Annotated in this window: 14 protein-coding genes; 7 read left to right on the top strand and 7 right to left on the bottom strand. The window is 51.3% G+C overall.

What is annotated here, in order from left to right; genetic code table 11:
- Nucleotides 1–70: 70 nt before the first annotated feature.
- From prpF to HAV38_RS05630, 7 genes are all read right to left on the bottom strand, one after another.
- The gene (gene prpF, locus HAV38_RS05660; protein WP_168053182.1) at nucleotides 71–1,261 is read right to left on the bottom strand and encodes a 2-methylaconitate cis-trans isomerase PrpF; all 1,191 of its coding nucleotides are present in this window, start codon (nucleotides 1,259–1,261) and stop codon (nucleotides 71–73) included.
- Nucleotides 1,262–1,341: 80 nt separating this feature from the next.
- A complete protein-coding gene (gene acnD / locus HAV38_RS05655; protein ID WP_168053180.1) occupies nucleotides 1,342–3,936 on the bottom strand; it encodes a Fe/S-dependent 2-methylisocitrate dehydratase AcnD in 2,595 nt (864 codons plus the stop codon).
- 181 nt (nucleotides 3,937–4,117) lie between these two features.
- Nucleotides 4,118–5,269 carry a bifunctional 2-methylcitrate synthase/citrate synthase gene (prpC, locus tag HAV38_RS05650; protein WP_168053178.1) on the bottom strand — a complete coding sequence of 384 codons (1,152 nt, stop codon included), beginning with the start codon at nucleotides 5,267–5,269 and terminating at the stop codon, nucleotides 4,118–4,120.
- Between the two features lie 56 nt (nucleotides 5,270–5,325).
- Nucleotides 5,326–6,213, bottom strand: coding sequence for a methylisocitrate lyase (prpB, locus tag HAV38_RS05645; RefSeq protein WP_168053176.1), 888 nt, complete (start codon nucleotides 6,211–6,213; stop codon nucleotides 5,326–5,328).
- A 446-nt stretch (nucleotides 6,214–6,659) separates the two neighbouring features.
- A complete protein-coding gene (locus tag HAV38_RS05640; protein ID WP_168053175.1) occupies nucleotides 6,660–7,043 on the bottom strand; it encodes a lysozyme inhibitor LprI family protein in 384 nt (127 codons plus the stop codon).
- A gap of 84 nt (nucleotides 7,044–7,127) precedes the next feature.
- A complete protein-coding gene (locus HAV38_RS05635) occupies nucleotides 7,128–8,438 on the bottom strand; it encodes a homoserine dehydrogenase (RefSeq protein WP_168053173.1) in 1,311 nt (436 codons plus the stop codon).
- A 239-nt stretch (nucleotides 8,439–8,677) separates the two neighbouring features.
- The gene (locus HAV38_RS05630) at nucleotides 8,678–9,907 is read right to left on the bottom strand and encodes a pyridoxal phosphate-dependent aminotransferase (RefSeq protein WP_168053171.1); all 1,230 of its coding nucleotides are present in this window, start codon (nucleotides 9,905–9,907) and stop codon (nucleotides 8,678–8,680) included.
- 486 nt (nucleotides 9,908–10,393) lie between these two features.
- On the opposite strand from HAV38_RS05630, the gene HAV38_RS05625 reads away from it, so the two are divergent.
- From HAV38_RS05625 to HAV38_RS05595, 7 genes are all read left to right on the top strand, one after another.
- Nucleotides 10,394–10,810 (top strand): Mth938-like domain-containing protein, encoded by a 417-nt coding sequence (locus tag HAV38_RS05625; protein WP_168053169.1) that lies wholly within the window; start codon nucleotides 10,394–10,396, stop codon nucleotides 10,808–10,810.
- Nucleotides 10,803–12,620 carry a glycosyltransferase family 39 protein gene (locus HAV38_RS05620; protein ID WP_168053167.1) on the top strand — a complete coding sequence of 606 codons (1,818 nt, stop codon included), beginning with the start codon at nucleotides 10,803–10,805 and terminating at the stop codon, nucleotides 12,618–12,620. The genes HAV38_RS05625 and HAV38_RS05620 overlap by 8 nt, the downstream gene beginning before the upstream one ends.
- 3 nt (nucleotides 12,621–12,623) lie before the next feature.
- On the top strand, nucleotides 12,624–12,995 hold the full coding sequence (locus tag HAV38_RS05615; protein WP_168053165.1) for an EamA family transporter: 372 nt from the start codon (nucleotides 12,624–12,626) through the stop codon (nucleotides 12,993–12,995).
- Nucleotides 12,996–13,194: 199 nt separating this feature from the next.
- Nucleotides 13,195–14,331 carry a DegT/DnrJ/EryC1/StrS family aminotransferase gene (locus tag HAV38_RS05610; RefSeq protein ID WP_168053163.1) on the top strand — a complete coding sequence of 379 codons (1,137 nt, stop codon included), beginning with the start codon at nucleotides 13,195–13,197 and terminating at the stop codon, nucleotides 14,329–14,331.
- Between the two features lie 14 nt (nucleotides 14,332–14,345).
- Entirely contained in the window at nucleotides 14,346–15,302 is a 957-nt protein-coding gene (locus tag HAV38_RS05605; protein ID WP_168053161.1) for a glycosyltransferase, read from the top strand.
- Nucleotides 15,299–16,192, top strand: coding sequence for a formyltransferase (locus HAV38_RS05600; protein ID WP_168053159.1), 894 nt, complete (start codon nucleotides 15,299–15,301; stop codon nucleotides 16,190–16,192). The genes HAV38_RS05605 and HAV38_RS05600 overlap by 4 nt, the downstream gene beginning before the upstream one ends.
- 261 nt (nucleotides 16,193–16,453) lie before the next feature.
- Nucleotides 16,454–17,509 (top strand): bifunctional UDP-4-keto-pentose/UDP-xylose synthase, encoded by a 1,056-nt coding sequence (locus HAV38_RS05595; RefSeq protein ID WP_168053157.1) that lies wholly within the window; start codon nucleotides 16,454–16,456, stop codon nucleotides 17,507–17,509.
- Nucleotides 17,510–17,688: the final 179 nt, after the last annotated feature.

Below are 17,688 nucleotides of genomic sequence, written 5' to 3'. Positions count from 1 at the left end.
CGAATGCATTGCCTTACGGTTTACCCCACAAGTTGATTCACGCAGGCACACCCTGCGTAACATTCCAATTTCAGAACGCATCTCCAGGCACACGGACCCAACCCTCCATTAACACCCGGGCACTACGGCTCATGATGGCCTTGGTAACAGTCCATTCGTCGTTGTTCTTACTAGCTTCTGCACCCACCCGCAAGGTACCTGATGGATGCCCAAAACGTACTGCACTTAACGCGCCACCGCCAGCGGCAAGATTCACCAATGTGCCGGGTATCGCTGCGGCAGTACCGATAGCGACGGCTGCCGTGCCCATCATGGCGTGATGCAGTTTGCCCATGGACATCGCCCGCACCAACAAATCGATATCACCCGCGCCGACCGGTTTGCCACTGGACGAAATATAGCCAGCTGGCTTGGCGACGAAGGCTACCTTTGGCGTGTGTTGCCGATTGGCGGCCTCATCGACATGCTGGATGAGACCCATGCGCACTGCACCATGGGCGCGAATAGTCTCAAACATTGCCAGTGCTTTAGGATCGCCATTGATCGCGTCTTGTAGCTCAATGCCGGTGTAACCAATAGCTTCGGCGTTCACGAAGATGGTCGGAATGCCAGCATTGATCATGGTGACGGTTAACGTACCAACACCCGGAACCTCAAGCTCATCAGTCAGATTGCCAGTAGGGAACATTGATCCACCAGCTCCCTCTTCATCTGCTGCCGGGGATATAAATTCAAGTTGGACCTCCGCCGCAGGGAACGTGACGCCATCCAACTCGAAATCGCCGGTTTCTTGCACCGCGCCGTCCGTGATGGGCACATGTGCGATGATGGTTTTGGAGATATTTGCCTGCCAGATACGTACCGTCGCCATGCCGTTTTGCGGAATCCGATCGGCTTCAACCAAGCCGTTACTGATCGCAAAAGAACCCACCGCAGCGGACAGATTGCCGCAGTTACCGCTCCAGTCGACAAAGGCTTTATCGATGGCGACCTGACCAAACAGGTAATCGACATCGTGATCGGGCTTGCCGCTTGTGGATAGGATAACTGTCTTGCTGGTACTTGAGGTGGCGGCACCCATGCCATCAATCTGCTTGCCGTAAGGGTCTGGGCTACCAATGACGCGTAATAACAATGCATCGCGTGCTGCGCCGGGCACCTGCGCTGCCTCGGGTAAGTCTTGCAGGCGGAAAAACACACCTTTGCTGGTACCGCCACGCATGTAGGTGGCGGGTATTTTAATCTGGGGTGCGTGAGTCATGGTCATATGGTCCTGGTTAGTCTGTGCGGCACATTCCTGCACCGCACAGCATCACAATTTTGATGCAGCTACAAAGTACTTCAGGCAGCTACCGACGACTCAAGAAAGTCCTGAGCGAACCGTTGCAGTACGCCGCCAGCTTCGTAGATCGACACTTCTTCTGCGGTATCCAGACGGCAGGTTACCGGCACTTCCAATCGCTCACCGTTCTTACGATTTATGACCAATGTCAGCGTGGTACGTGGTGTACGTTTACCAATCACGTCAAAGGTTTCGGTGCCGTCGATGTTCAAAGTCAGACGATTGACGCCTGGCTTGAACTCTAATGGCATCACGCCCATGCCGACCAGATTGGTACGGTGAATACGCTCAAAACCTTCCGCTGCGATGGCCTCAACACCGGCCAGACGGACGCCTTTGGCAGCCCAGTCACGCGACGAACCCTGACCGTAGTCCGCACCGGCGATGATGATCAGCGGTTGCTTGCGCTCCATGTAAACCTCAATCGCTTCCCACATGCGGGTGATTTTTCCTTCCGGCTCTACGCGGGTCAGCGATCCTGCTTTGACCTTGCCGTTTTCCAGCACCATTTCGTTTTTCAGGGTTGGATTGGCGAAGGTGGCGCGCTGCGCGGTCAGGTGATCGCCGCGATGGGTGGCGTAAGAGTTAAAGTCTTCCTCAGGCAAACCCATTTTGTGCAAATACTCACCGGCTGCGCTATCGAGCATGATGGCGTTCGATGGCGACAGATGATCGGTGGTGATGTTGTCGCCCAATACGGCCAACGGACGCATGCCTGTCATCGTACGCTCCCCAGCCAACGCGCCTTCCCAATACGGTGGACGACGGATGTAGGTGGTTTGTGGGCGCCAGTCGTACAGGGGGCTGACTTTTTCGCCATTATCGGCAACTACGGCAAACATCGGCTCGTACACCTTGCGGAATTGTTCCGGCTTGACACTAGAAGCAACGATTGCATCGATTTCTTCGTCAGACGGCCAGATGTCTTTCAGCGTCACGGGTTGGCCGGCGGCGTCAAGTCCGAGCACATCTTTCTCAATGTCGAAACGAATCGTACCGGCAATCGCGTAAGCCACTACCAATGGCGGTGAAGCCAGAAACGCTTGCTTGGCGTAAGGATGAATACGACCGTCAAAGTTACGGTTTCCGGACAGGACAGCGGTAGCGTACAGATCGCGGTCCAGCACTTCTTTCTGAATAACCGGGTCCAGCGCGCCGCTCATGCCGTTGCATGTGGTGCAGGCAAAGGCCACAACACCGAAGCCAAGTGTTTCTAGTTCCGACAACAATTGGGCTTCTTCCAAATACAGCTTAACTGTCTTGGAACCAGGTGCCAGCGAGCTTTTTACCCACGGCTTACGCGTCAGGCCACGGGCGTTGGCGTTGCGAGCTAACAAACCAGCAGCAATCATGTTGCGCGGATTGTTGGTGTTGGTGCAACTGGTGATGGCGGCGATGATGACGGCACCGTCTGGCATCAGACCGGGTTCGTTCTCTACCTTGCCACTGATGCCACGTGCAGCCAGTTCGGAGGTCGGCACGCGGCTGTGCGGATTGGATGGTCCAGCGATATTACGTACAACTGAAGACAGGTCAAAATTAATGACGCGTTCATATTCCGCGTTCTTCAGGCTATCCGCCCACAGGCCGGTTTCTTTCGCATACAGTTCGACCAATTTGACCAGCTCGTCGTCACGACCGGTGAGCTTCAGGTACTTGATAGTTTGCTCATCAATGTAAAACATCGCTGCAGTGGAACCAAACTCCGGTGCCATATTCGAGATCGTGGCGCGGTCGCCTAGAGTCAGGTGAGACGCACCTTCACCGTAGAACTCAAGATAAGAGGACACGACCTTCTGCGCACGCAAAAACTCGGTCAACGCCAGTACGATATCCGTCGCTGTGATGCCCGGCTGCGGCTTACCGCTCAGCGCAACACCGATGATGTCGGGCAGACGCATCCAGGACGCGCGGCCTAACATGACGCTTTCGGCTTCCAGACCGCCGACGCCGATGGCAAGCACACCTAACGCATCGACCATTGGTGTGTGGCTGTCGGTACCGATCAGCGTGTCGGGAAATGCAATACCGTCTTTGACTTGTACAACTGGCGACATGCGCTCCAGGTTGATCTGGTGCAGGATGCCATTGCCCGGCGGAATCACATCGACGTTCTTGAACGCCTTCTTGGTCCAGTTGATGAAGTCAAAACGATCTTCGTTACGGCGGTCTTCGATAGCGCGGTTTTTTTCGAACGCGTCTTTATCGAAACCACCGCGCTCGACCGCTAACGAGTGGTCCACAACCAGTTGGGTTGGTACGACCGGATTGACCAGCGACGGGTCACCGCCTTGTGCGGCAATAGCGTCACGCAGACCGGCAAGATCGACCAGTGCGGTCTGACCGAGGATGTCATGACATACGACACGCGCTGGAAACCACGGGAAGTCCAGATCGCGCTTGCGTTCAATGAACTGCTTCAGGGAGTCGGTCAGCGTCGCAGGATCGCAGCGGCGCACGAGGTTCTCGGCCAGCACGCGTGATGTGTAAGGCAGTTTGTCGTAAGCGCCAGGCGTGATTGCATCGACCGCGGCCCGCGTATCGAAGAAATCTAGTTTGGTACCGGGAAGGGGTTTGCGGTTTGCTGTATTCATGGCTCAGTCCGGGAAGAAGGAAATGATCTGGGGCAGGCTTTACTGGGTCTTGCATCCATCCGGACTGCAAGGCAGCCAGAATAGATATTCCTGAACGTTTTATTGGCATGACTGCGAGTCAATTGTAGACGCGCTGAATTGTGCACACAACCCATATTCAGCGCGGCTGACTCTCCGGGAATTAGCGCTCGCCGATAGGTACGAACTCTAAATCGTCTGGTCCGACATAATTCGCCGATGGACGGATAATCTTGTTATCGATACGTTGCTCGATCACATGCGCAGCCCAACCCGACGTGCGGGAAATCACGAACAACGGTGTAAACATCGCAGTTGGTACACCCATCATATGGTAAGAAACGGCCGAGAACCAGTCCAGATTAGGGAACATTTTTTTGACTTCCCACATCACGGTTTCAAGACGTTCGGCGATGTCAAACATTGTGGTTGAACCAGCATTTTCCGACAAATTGCGGGCGACTTCCTTGATGACCTTGTTACGCGGATCCGATACGGTGTAGACCGGATGACCGAAGCCGATCACGACTTCCTTGTTCTCTACGCGCTTACGGATGTCGGCTTCTGCTTCGTCCGGATTGTCATAACGCTTCTGGATTTCGAAAGCGGCTTCGTTCGCGCCACCGTGTTTAGGGCCGCGCAAGGCGCCGATGCCGCCGGTGATTGCTGAGTAGATATCCGAACCTGTGCCAGCGATCACGCGTGAGGTGAACGTCGAGGCATTGAATTCATGTTCTGCATAAAGATTAAGCGAAATGTGCATCGCTTTTTCCCATTCGGCAGATGGCTTCACGCCATGCAACAGGTGCAGGAAATGACCGCCGATAGATTCGTCATCGGTCTCAACTTCGATGCGCTTGCCGTTGGTGCTGAAGTGATACCAGTACAACAACATGGAGCCGAACGATGCCATCAGGCGATCAGCGATATCGCGTGCACCCGGTGCGTTGTGATCGTCTTTCTCAGGCAACGTGCAGCCAAGTACCGAAACGCCGGTACGCATCACGTCCATCGGGTGCGATGCGGCAGGCAACGCTTCAAGCGCGGCCTTGACGCTGGCTGGCAAGCCGCGCATGGATTTTAGTTTGGCTTTGTAACCCTTTAGTTCGGCCGCTGTTGGCAACTTGCCGTGGACGAGTAAATAGGCAATTTCTTCGAATTCGCAGGTTCCTGCGATATCCAGGATGTCGTAACCACGGTAATGCAAATCATTGCCAGTTTTGCCGACCGAACATAGCGCAGTATTACCAGCGGTCACGCCGGACAGCGCTACGGATTTTTTTGGCTTGAAAGGGGTTATTTGGGCTTCACTCATTTTTTGTATCCTGATAGAAAATATTGAAAGTGATCAGTCGTTCTTATTGTGCTGGATTATTTTTTCTGGGCCGCAAACAAGGCATCCAGATGCTGCTCAAAATCGTGGTAATTGATCCGGTCATACAATTCCATGCGCGTTTGCATGGTATCGACCACGTTCTTTTGCGTGCCGTCGCGGCGGATTGCGTTGTAGACGTTTTCAGCGGCCTTGTTCATTGCGCGGAAGGCAGACAATGGATACAGGACCAAGCCGACATCGGCTGACTTCAATTCTTCTAATGTAAACAAAGGTGTAGAGCCGAATTCGGTGATATTAGCTAATACCGGCACCTTGACTGCAGCAGCAAATTTTTGATACATCGACAACTCAGTAATCGCTTCCGGGAAGGTCATGTCGGCACCAGCTTCGACGCAAGCCATCGCACGGTCCAGTGCTGAATCAAACCCCTCGACTGCCAGCGCATCAGTACGCGCCATGATGACAAAATTATCGTCAGTACGGGCATCGACTGCTGCTTTGATACGGTCAACCATTTCCTGCTTGCTGACGATTTCTTTGTTAGGACGATGACCGCAGCGTTTGGCACCGACCTGATCTTCGATGTGGATCGCTGCCGCACCGAACTTGATCATTGATTTGACGGTACGTGCCACATTGAAGGCACTGGAACCGAAACCGGTATCCACATCCACTAAAAGCGGCAGGTCGCAGACATCGGTGATACGACGCACATCGGTCAGCACGTCGTCCAAATTGGAAATGCCCAGATCGGGCAAGCCCAATGAGCCGGCGGCGACACCGCCACCAGATAGGTAAATCGCTTTGAAACCAGCACGTTTAGCCAATAAAGCATGGTTGGCATTGATCGCGCCAACCACTTGCAAAGGGGATTCTTCGGACATCGCTTTGCGAAAGGCAGCACCTGCGGAATATTGACTCATGTCTTCTCCTGATGGATGGCAAATTTAGAATTTAAAATCATTGCGTGCAGAGATTTGCACCGGGGCTTTCCGGTTACAGAGCAATCAATGTGCCAAGCGAGATTACTTCAGCGCTGTAGTGTTTCGAGTCTAGAAAATAAATATCGAAATCAATGACTTAGGAAACGGATCGTATTGATGGAAATAATGAAAACCAAAAGGAATGATTAAATTGTTTCATTAAATGTTTCATTAAATGTTCCACTGACAAAAATTGAAACTTTTATATGCAACATTATGAAACAACCAAAATCCTCCCACGCAACGCCAGGGTTTACCAACGATAAGTTCCAATTGATACCTACGTGCATAAAAACGACAGCCATAGCGTCATCGTTTTATTCAGAAAATTACACTAATCGTAGCGCCACCGTGTTACTAAAGCCGTGGCTCATATCGATCATTATTTACTGCTCTTGAGAAGTAAAAGCCTTCAAGTCCTTAGTACGTTGCGCCGCATGGTCGGTCATACAGGTGAGGTAAATGACATTTCGCAGCGTACCTCCCTCGTTATAGGTATAAAGCCCTTTGCAGTCATTTTCCCGGAAAGTGATCCAGGCACGCTGCGCTGTAATAACGTACGGCCGAATGACCGAATTGCGGTAGTCGGGCGTGTCTTTTGTTGACAGTTTTTTTAGCAATGCCTGGTAAGCTTGATTCAGCGCTTTATCGCCTTGTTCGAACTGTTTCTGACCACACGCATTAATTTCCATAGTGTTGTTCTGCGTTTTACATGGATCAGCAGCCTCGGCAAAAGCCGTCAGTGGCAACACAAAAATTAAAGCCGTCAATAATCTACGCATACTATTCCTTAAGCCCCCACTCGTGAAGGATCAACCGGCGAAAAAAAAGCCAGCAATCGCTGGCTTCGACACTTAATTTAGCTCTTCAAGTCTTATCTTGGTCACTGCGCCAACCACCGTCGCCAATGCTTCGATTTTTGCTATCGCAGCTTCGACATTTTTTTCCTGCGTCTGATGTGTGAGCATGATGATATCGGTACGGGTTTCGCCCTCCGCCGGTTCTTTTTGCAGCATCGCGCTGATAGAAATCAACGAATCGGCAAGGATGCGGGTCACATCGGCCAGCACGCCAGTCTCGTCTGTGACGCGCATGCGCAAATAGTAACTGGTGGTGATTTCCGACATCGGCAAAATCTGTATGTCAGTCATGGCGTCCGGCTGAAACGCCAGATGCGGAACGCGATGTTCCGGGTCAGCGGTCGCCAATCGTGTGATGTCGACCAAATCTGCAATCACTGCTGAAGCAGTTGGCTCAGAACCTGCGCCTTTGCCGTAATATAGCGTTTCACCAACAGCGTCGCCGCGTACCAGCACCGCATTCATCGCGCCTTCCACGTTGGCAATCAATCGACTTGCAGGTACTAAAGTCGGATGCACGCGCAACTCAACCCCTGCTGCGGTACGTTTAGCAATACCCAAAAGCTTAATACGATAACCGAGTTGTTCCGCGTAGCGAATATCAGTGGCTTGTAAACTGGTGATGCCTTCCACATGCGCTTTTGCGAATTGTACGGGAATGCCAAAGGCGATGGCGGCCATGATGGTTAATTTGTGCGCAGCATCGACGCCTTCAATATCGAAAGTCGGATCCGCTTCCGCATAACCCAGTCGCTGCGCTTCTTTTAGCACCACGTCAAAATCCAGCCCTTTATCGCGCATTTCCGACAGGATAAAATTGGTAGTGCCGTTGATGATGCCTGCAATCCACTCAATGCGATTAGCGGTTAACCCTTCACGCAGCGCCTTGATGATCGGAATGCCGCCCGCGACCGCAGCTTCAAACGCTACAATCACGCCTTTCTCTTGCGCAGCCTTGAATATCTCGTTACCGTGCGTTGCGATCAGAGCTTTGTTAGCCGTAACGACATGCTTGCCGTTGGCGATTGCCTTTAGTACCAGATCCTTGGCAATACCGTAACCGCCAATCAATTCAATGACGATGTCGATATCAGGATTGTTGATCACCAGATTGGCGTCACTGACGACCTCAACTTCGCCGTTCGTCAGTTCTCTGGCGCGCTCGACGTTCAGGTCAGCCACCATCGTAATTTCAATGCCTCGCCCGGCGCGCGCTGCGATCTCTTGTTGATTACGTTTTAAAACATTGAACGTGCCCGAACCGACGGTGCCTATACCGAGCAAACCTACCTTGATGGATTTCATAATCTCAACTATCTGTAAAAAATTCTATTATCGAAACGGCACACGGTCCGTCTCAATGGGGTGAAAAATCGCGCAGCGTCATCCTGAATGATCTTGCGCGCTTAATTTGCCGCGCTTAATATATGCCATGTGATCTGATCGGCTACTGGATCGACCATCTATCTGATCGGATAGTAAATGTTTTCAGGCGCTGCCATGCAAGATCAACTTTTCAAGGATGACTTCGCAGCTAACTGTTTTTACATATTACCGTGCCGCTTGCGGTAGCCTTCCAGAAAATGCGCAATGCGCCCAACCGACACCTCTAAATCATCGATATTGGGCAAAAATACTACCCGAAAATGATCCTGCGTCGGGCAATTGAAGCCGGTTCCCTGCACCACCAGCACGCGCTCTTCTGCCAGCAACTGATAGGCAAAATCCTGATCATCGGCAATCGGGTACATTTGCGGATCAAGCCGGGGGAACATGTACAGCGCCGCCTTTGGCTTGACGCAGGTAACACCCGGAATATCGGTCAGTAATTTATGAGCCATGTCGCGCTGACGCGTCAAGCGCCCGCCCGGCCCCACCAAATCATTGATACTCTGATAGCCGCCCAGTGCCGTCTGAATCGCATATTGCCCGGGCGCGTTGGCACATAAACGCATCGAAGCCAGCATGTTCAGGCCTTCAATATAACTCTTTGCGTGGCGTTTTTCACCTGATACAACCATCCATCCGGCACGATAGCCACAGGACCGGTAGTTTTTGGATAAGCCGTTGAAGGTTATAAACAGCACATCGTCGGCCAGTGATGCCATCGACGTATGTGTGTGCCCGTCGTAAAGTACTTTGTCGTAAATTTCATCCGCGAAAATAATCAATTGATGCTCACGTGCCAAATCCACAATTTCTTGCAATAGCGCATCCGGATATAAAGCGCCGGTCGGATTATTGGGATTAATGACAACAATCGCGCGCGTGTTGGCGTTGATTTTATTTTTTATATCAGCGATATCAGGAAACCAATCGGCCTTCTCATCGCAGATATAGTGGCGCGGAATACCCCCCGAGAGGCTTACGGCAGCAGTCCATAGAGGATAGTCAGGCGAAGGCACCAGTACTTCGTCGCCGGTATTGAGTAGCGCGTTCATACTCATGACGATCAGTTCCGAAGCACCATTTCCAAGATAAATATCGTCTATGGTCACGCCCTGAATGTTCTTTTGCTGGGTGTAATGCATGACGGACTTGCGTGGGGCGAACATGCCTTTTGAATCCGTGTAACCCGCGGCGTTACCCATATTGCGGATCATATCCTGAACGATTTCGTCGGGCGGCTCAAAACCGAACACCGCGAGATTGCCGATGTTCAATTTGATAATTTTTTGACCTTCCTCTTCCATTTGCCGCGCTTTTTCCAGCACCGGTCCACGGATATCGTAGCAAACGTCATCCAACTTTTTTGATTTTTTAATCGTTCGCACAGCGCAATCCTTGTTATTTGATAGCAAATTTACATTTACTTACGGCTAGTCGTCTATGTCTCAGCGCGTGGCGGAAGTTGACAGCACTCCTGATCGTGCTGAATAATTTCGTACTGAATACGTTATTACCACGTTTATCCATGATGTCATACCCAAAATAACTGAGCTGAATGGCTTTGGCGCGACTATCACTCTATTAGTCTAACTTTTAAATAGCGGCAAACAAAAGGCTAAAGGTATAGCCTGACCAACGGTGCCTCAATCTCTTAAACTAATCACGACGCTCATCGCGGACCCAAGCGGCACGGAAAACCGACCAGAACTCCCCATTTTGCCGAAAGCGTGAAGCTTTATCAATCGAATTATCACGTAATAGCACGTTCTTGCTCACGGAAAACGCTACAATGCAGCACTTTATTTTCCTTTTTACGGAATTGGCGGACTGCCGACGGTCTAATTTCAGTCAATCACGCGGAGAATCAGACTATGAAGCTTCATCACACAGCCACGCAGCAATACCAGACAGTAACCGCTTATGACGACGACGGTGTCGACATCAATTTGGTGCGTTTTAATTACAGTCTTCTGGTCTTGCCCGAAATGCCGCCAGTAGCCTGGCCGGTTCGCAGCTTTGATCGACTTGATCCGGAGCATTTCGCGCATATCGGCAGCACTGATCCAGACGTCGTGATTTTAGGAACTGGCAAGCGCCAGCGCTTTGTCCATCCCAAATTGACAACGGCTCTGACCGCCAGACGCATCGGCGTCGAGTGCATGGATAATCAGGCAGCTTGCCGTACGTACAATATTTTAATGGCTGAAGGCCGCAAGGTCGCGCTCGCATTAATTTTCGACATAGTCGATCCAACCACAACCACCAAGGAACCCGCTCAAGATGCGTGAACTGCATAAATCCAAAACCTTTGTCTGGGGTCTGTTTTTCTTGTTTTGTATCATCTGGTGCTACATGTTGGGTGCACGGACGCTGGTGCCGACCGACGAAGGACGCTACGCCGAAATGGCGCGTGAAATGGTTGCCACCGGTGATTGGATTACATTGCGGTTAAATGGCATCAAATATTTTGAGAAACCGCCGCTACAAACCTGGATGAACGCGCTTACCTTTGAGATATTCGGTCTGGGCGAGTGGCAAGCACGGTTGTGGACCGGTTTATGCGGTTTGCTAGGCGTTGTGCTGGTCGCGTTCACTGGCCGAAAAGTCTTTTCAGAGCGTGTCGGCTTTTTTGCAGCACTGGTGCTGGGATCAAGCTTTCTTTGGGCGGGATTGGGTCATATCAACACGCTGGACATGGGTCTGGCTGGCATGATGACGCTATCGCTGTGCGGGTTACTATTGGCGCAGCGTAGCGAGACTACTACCTTGCAGCAACGTAACTGGATGCTGGTGTGCTGGGCCGGTATGGCACTAGCAGTATTGTCCAAAGGTCTGATAGGACTGCTGTTGCCGGGCGCAGTGCTGATCCTTTACACGCTGTTTTCACGCGACTGGTCAATCTGGAAACGTCTGCATCTGCTCAAAGGACTGGTGTTGTTCTTTGTTATTACTACGCCATGGTTCGTTCTGATCACGCTAAAAAATCCAGAGTTTCCTCAGTTCTTCTTTATTCATGAGCAGTTTCAGCGCTTCACCAGCAAGATTCACCACCGTTATGGTCCACCGTACTACTTCGTGCCAATTCTATTGCTGGGCATTATTCCTTGGCTAGGCGTGCTGTTTCAGAGCCTATGGAATGGCGCGCATGAGCGCAGCGCTTCGTCCGGCTTTCAGCCTAAAAAACTATTGCTGGTCTGGACGCTATTCATCTTTGTGTTCTTCAGCATTTCCGATTCAAAGTTGCCATCGTACATTCTGCCGATTTTCCCGTCGCTGGCGTTGCTGATTGCCTGTCATCTGGATAACGCCTCAAACAAGGCGATCAATGCCTCTGCGCTGCTATTGTTGATACCGGGCGCAATCGGCGTCGCGCTTGCTTGGAAGATTCCAGCGCTGGCAAAGGATGCGTTCTCGCAACCGTTAATGGCGGCGCATGTACCGTGGGTATTTGCAGCATCGGTCATTGCCTGTATCGGTGCAATCGCCGCGCTATTGCTCTCACGTCGCCAGAAAGAATGGGCGATTGTGGCGCTAGCTGCCAGTGGTTTTGTGGGCGGACAACTGCTGATGTACGGGCACGATCCGCAAGGTCGCTATTCGGCTGGAGTCAATCTGGTGCCAGCAATTCAAGCCGAATTAACCCCTGAAACGCCTCTTTACGTCGTCGGCAAGTATGAACAAGCGCTGCCGTTCTATCTACGCCGAACCATGATCATGGTCCAGCATATGGATGAGCTGGAGTTCGGCCTGACGCAGGAGCCGCAATTGTGGATTCCAACATTGAATGCCTTTGCGATCAAATGGACCGCAGACCACGCAGCAGGCAAAAAAGATGTTGCCATCATTCGGCCAGAAAATTACCTCGAATTGAAGGAACGCGGTTTACCTATGCGGGTGATTGCCCAAGATCCACGCCGTGTAGTCGTGACCAACGCGATGCTGAAGCCCGGCGAGAAGCCCGATCCATCCAGGACATCTGATGCAGAGATGAGCCAAAATACTTCGGCACCTGAGACGGCCAGGTCTGCGTTAGCACCAGCAGCGGCACCTGATGCGAGCGTTAATCCATCTGCTGCGGCCTCTGCACCAAAGGAATAAGCGATGACCATCACGACGTTCGGTTTTATTTTGACCGGTGTATTTCTCAATGCTTTGGCGCAGTTGCTACTGAAAGCCGGCACCAATGCCGTGGGCGCTATTCATTTGACGAGTGAGAACTGGTTCCCTACCGGCATCAAGTTAATCACGCAACTGCCGATACTCGGCGGCTTGACCTGCTATGTTATCTCGGTCGGAGTGTGGATCATCGGGCTGTCGCGGGTTGACGTAACTATTGCCTACCCGTTGCTTTCGCTAGGCTATATCGTCAGCGCGATTGGCGCATGGTATTTTTTGGGTGAAGCGATTTCTGCGCAGCGTATCATGGGAATTGGTGTGATCATTGTGGGCGTAGTGTTATTGACGCGTAGTTAATATACCGATAACTTGTTGCGCCAGAGTATAGGCGCGACTGAAATCAACTCCCTTGATCGTTGCATGCTTCGCCCGTCTTCAGTCCCTGGTGTTTAGGCGCCAGGCACCCGACCATTGGTTCGCTTTGCATTAGATATCGCTGACATTTGCATCGCTGACACTTGCATTTTTACCTTTAAATATTGTGGTCCACATCGCTATGAGCCAACAGCCTTTTCTCCCATTTTCCAAACCCACAATTGACGAGGACACTATCGCTGCCGTCGGTGAGGTCTTACGCTCCGGCTGGATTACCAGTGGCCCCAAAGTTCAGGCTTTTGAAAGCCAGTTATCAGCGTATTTCGGTGGTCGCCCGGTGTGCACGTTTAACTCCGGGACATGCACGATGGAAATTGCATTGCGCATTGCGGGTATCGGCGCTGGCGATGAAGTCATCACTACGCCAATCTCATGGGTTGCCACGGCCAATGTGATCATTGAAACCGGCGCAACACCTGTGTTCGCTGATATCGACCCGCTTACGCATAATATCGACCTTGATAAGCTGGAATCCGCCATTACACCGCGGACCAAAGCCATTATCCCGGTCTATCTGGCTGGCTTGCCAATAGATATGGATCGTTTGTACGCCATTGCTAACAAACACCAATTACGCGTCGTCGAAGATGCTGCCCAGGCACTTGGCTCCTCTTGGAATGGTAAGCGCATTGGTGCATTCGGTGACTTTGTATCCTTTAGCTTTCAGGCCAACAAAAATATTACGTCCTCCGAGGGCGGTTGCCTGGTATTAAATAACGCTGAAGAAGTACGCCTGGCCGAAAAATACCGTTTGCAAGGCGTTACCCGCAATGGCTTTGATGGGATTGATGTCGACGTTTTGGGCGGAAAATTCAATATGACCGATGTCGCCGCGGCGATTGGCCTGGGTCAATTCGCCCATATCGACGCGATCACAGCCCATAGGCGCCATTTGGCACAACATTATTTTGCCTGTTTTGGTAGTGATTTCACCGAAAAATATGGTGCCGAATTGCCGATCCCCGATTTCCAAAACAGTAATTGGCATCTCTTTCAGTTGATCTTGCCAGAACGCACCGACGGTAAGCCAGCCCGGGCGACTTTTATGGAGCAAATGCAGGCGATGGGGGTCGGTGTCGGCTATCACTATCCGCCAATCCACCTGTTCACAATGTATCGTGCGCTCGGCTTTAAAGAAGGCATGTTTCCGGTCGCAGAAAGAATCGGCCGTTTGATCGTGACCTTGCCGATGTTTAATGCAATGAAAATCAGTGATGTCGAACGCGCAGTGGACGCGGTAAAATGTGCGCTTAAATAAATTACAAAAGATTCATGAAACCTGAAATCAGCGTTGTCATCCCGGTTTATAACGAAGAATCCGGCCTTGCCCAGCTATTTGATCGCCTCTATCCGGCGCTTGATGCACTTGGTACATCTTATGAAATTGTTTTCGTCAATGATGGCAGTCGCGACAGCTCGGCGGCGGTATTAGCTGAGCAATTCCGTCTGCGTCCGGACGTGACGCGTGTCGTGCTGTTCAACGGTAATTTTGGTCAGCACATGGCAATTCTGGCCGGTTTTGAAAGTAGTCGCGGCGAAATCATCGTCACACTCGACGCAGATCTTCAAAACCCGCCGGAAGAAATTGGCAATCTGGTGGCTAAGATGCGTGAAGGTTACGATTACGTCGGGTCAATCCGACGCCAGCGCCAGGACTCTGTCTGGCGCACGGTTGCCTCTAAGGCGATGAATCAATTACGTGAAAAAATTACCCATATTAAAATGACGGATCAAGGCAATATGTTGCGCGCTTATGGCCGCAACGTGGTTGACTTGATAAATCAATGCAAAGAAGTTAATACCTTCGTACCGGCCTTGGCGTACACCTTTGCGCGCAAACAAACCGAAATCACTGTTGAGCATGAAGAACGCTCGGCCGGGGAATCAAAATACTCGCTGTACAGTCTGATCCGCCTGAATTTCGACCTGGTGACTGGCTTTTCATTGATACCGCTGCAATTATTTTCGCTCGTCGGCATCGTCCTGGCGTTTGGTTCTGCTGCGTTATTTATTTTGCTGCTCCTTCGACGCTTCTTGTTTGGCGCAGAGGTACAGGGAGTGTTTACACTGTTTGCGATCAACTTTTTTTTGATGGGCATGATTCTATTTGGGATTGGCCTGGTCGGTGAATATGTGGGTCGCATTTACCAGCAGGTACGCGCACGTCCGCGCTACGTCGTTCAGGCGGTGCTGGAACGTGATACCAACGCCAACAGGGATGCCGCATGAGAGCAGTGGTCTTCGCCTATCATAACGTTGGCGTTCGATGTTTGAAGGTCTTGATGGCCCGCGGAGTCGATATTGGGTTGGTGGTTAGTCACGAGGATAACCCGCAAGAGACTATCTGGTTTGAATCGGTCGCTGCATTATGTCGTGAGAACAATATACCAGTTGTCACTCCGGTAGATCCGACAAATCCAGAGTTGCTTGCTCACATTACGGCGTTACAGCCTGATTTTATTTTTAGCTTTTATTACCGTCACATGCTGCCGGTAGGCTTGTTGGCACTTGCAAAACATGGTGCATACAACATGCATGGTTCGTTGCTGCCAAAATATCGCGGTCGGGTGCCAATTAACTGGGCGGTCCTGCATGGCGAAACCGAAACAGGTGCCACCTTGCACGAAATGACGGTTAAACCGGACGCCGGTACTATCGTCGCCCAAACGTCCGTGCCGATTTTGCCGGACGATACTGCGCACGAGGTGTTTGGGAAAGTCGTGGTGGCGGCTGAGCAAACGTTATGGCAAGCATTGCCAGCGATGTTGGCCGGCGCCACGCCTGCGATACCGAATAACCTTGCCCAAGGTAGCTATTTCGGCGGGCGAAAGCCAGAAGACGGCCAGATAGACTGGCACCAACCGGCACAAATAGTGTACAACCTGTATCGTGCGGTAGCACCGCCCTACCCCGGTGCCTGGACGGTTATCGGAGGTGACACTTTCGTCATCGAAAGTGCCCGTTTATCCGCACTTCCCGCACCAAATTTGCCTATCGGGCTTGCAGTAGTGGATAATTGTATTTTTGGCATATGCGGCGACAATCGTGCGTTGCTTATTAAGCACTTGTCGTTGCATGGAGAACCTGTGACGCCGCAAGCCCTGCAAGCAATGCTATAAGTGAGTCGACCACCACCAAGTTGACGGTGTCGCCCCGCTCTTTGACAATTTGCCGCGAAACCATGTAAATGAAACAATAAGCGATTGGACTCACGAAAACCGTCTCAGCAACGCGTTTACCAACCTGCCGATGCAGGCAGTTTGTTAGATTTGAACTACGGCGGTCTGGCCACGCTGGCGCCAAAAAGCGCAACGTAGCTGCGGGCGATTTCCCTAAATCCTGATACGAACAAGAATGACAACCCATTACACGATACAACCATGAAAAAAGTTCTTATTCTCGGCGTTAACGGCTTCATAGGCCATCACCTTTCAAAACGCATTCTGGACACTACCGACTGGCACGTGTACGGTATGGACATGATGACAGACCGCATCCGCGATCTGCTGGACAATGAAGATTACAAATCGCGCATGCACTTCTTTGAAGGCGACATCACGATTAATAAAGAATGGGTCGAATACCACGTCAAAAAGTGCGACGTCATTTTGCCTCTGGTCGCCATTGCCACGCCGTCAACCTACGTCAAAAAGCCGCTAAGTGTCTTTGAACTGGATTTTGAGGCCAATTTACCGATCGTTCGCTCAGCGGCAAAATATGGCAAACATTTGGTTTTTCCATCGACTTCAGAAGTCTACGGCATGTGCCATGACGAAGAGTTTGATCCAGAAGAATCCGAGCTGGTTTGCGGTCCTATCAACAAGCCACGCTGGATTTATTCCTGCGCCAAGCAATTGATGGATCGGGTTATCTGGGGCTATGGCATGGAAGAAGGCCTGAATTTTACCTTGTTCCGTCCGTTCAACTGGATTGGTGCTGGACTCGATTCGATCCACACCCCAAAAGAAGGTAGCTCACGTGTGGTCACCCAGTTTTTCGGACATATCGTGCGTGGCGAAAACATTTCACTGGTCGATGGCGGTCATCAAAAACGTGCGTTCACGTATATCGATGACGGTATCGATGCTCTAATGAAAATTATCGACAACAAGGATGGCGTTGCCAGCGGCAAGATCTATAACATAGGCAATCCTGTCAATAATTTCTCAATCCGCGATCTGGCAGACATGATGCTAAAACTGGCTGCAGAATATCCAGAATATGCGGACTCGGCAAAGGACGTGCAGCTGATTGAAACGACTTCTGCTGCCTATTATGGCAAAGGATATCAAGACGTTCAAAATCGCGTACCGAAAATCACCAATACATGCGATGAGTTGCACTGGCAGCCGACGACCGATATGGCCGACACGCTGCGTAACATTTTTGATGCTTACCGCGGCCAAGTCGCAGAGGCCCGTGCCTTGATGGACTAATTGATGCATTAAAAAGACGGGCGTTCGGGGCGGTTGGGATGCTGGGGGCGCTTGTTTATGGGCGTCTTTCATTCTGCAGAAAGGTACTCTCTGATTTACTTGTAACGCCGCTTTGCAGCATCCGTTTGCATTGAGGGCATCGCCCGTTCCCGACCGCATGATGCGGACCATATTCACTC

The organism is Glaciimonas immobilis, from assembly GCF_011947285.1.
GTDB classification, from domain to species: domain Bacteria; phylum Pseudomonadota; class Gammaproteobacteria; order Burkholderiales; family Burkholderiaceae_D; genus Glaciimonas; species Glaciimonas immobilis.
The sequence above is the reverse complement of the archived record's forward strand: the minus strand, read 5'-3'. Positions and strand labels throughout refer to the sequence as shown.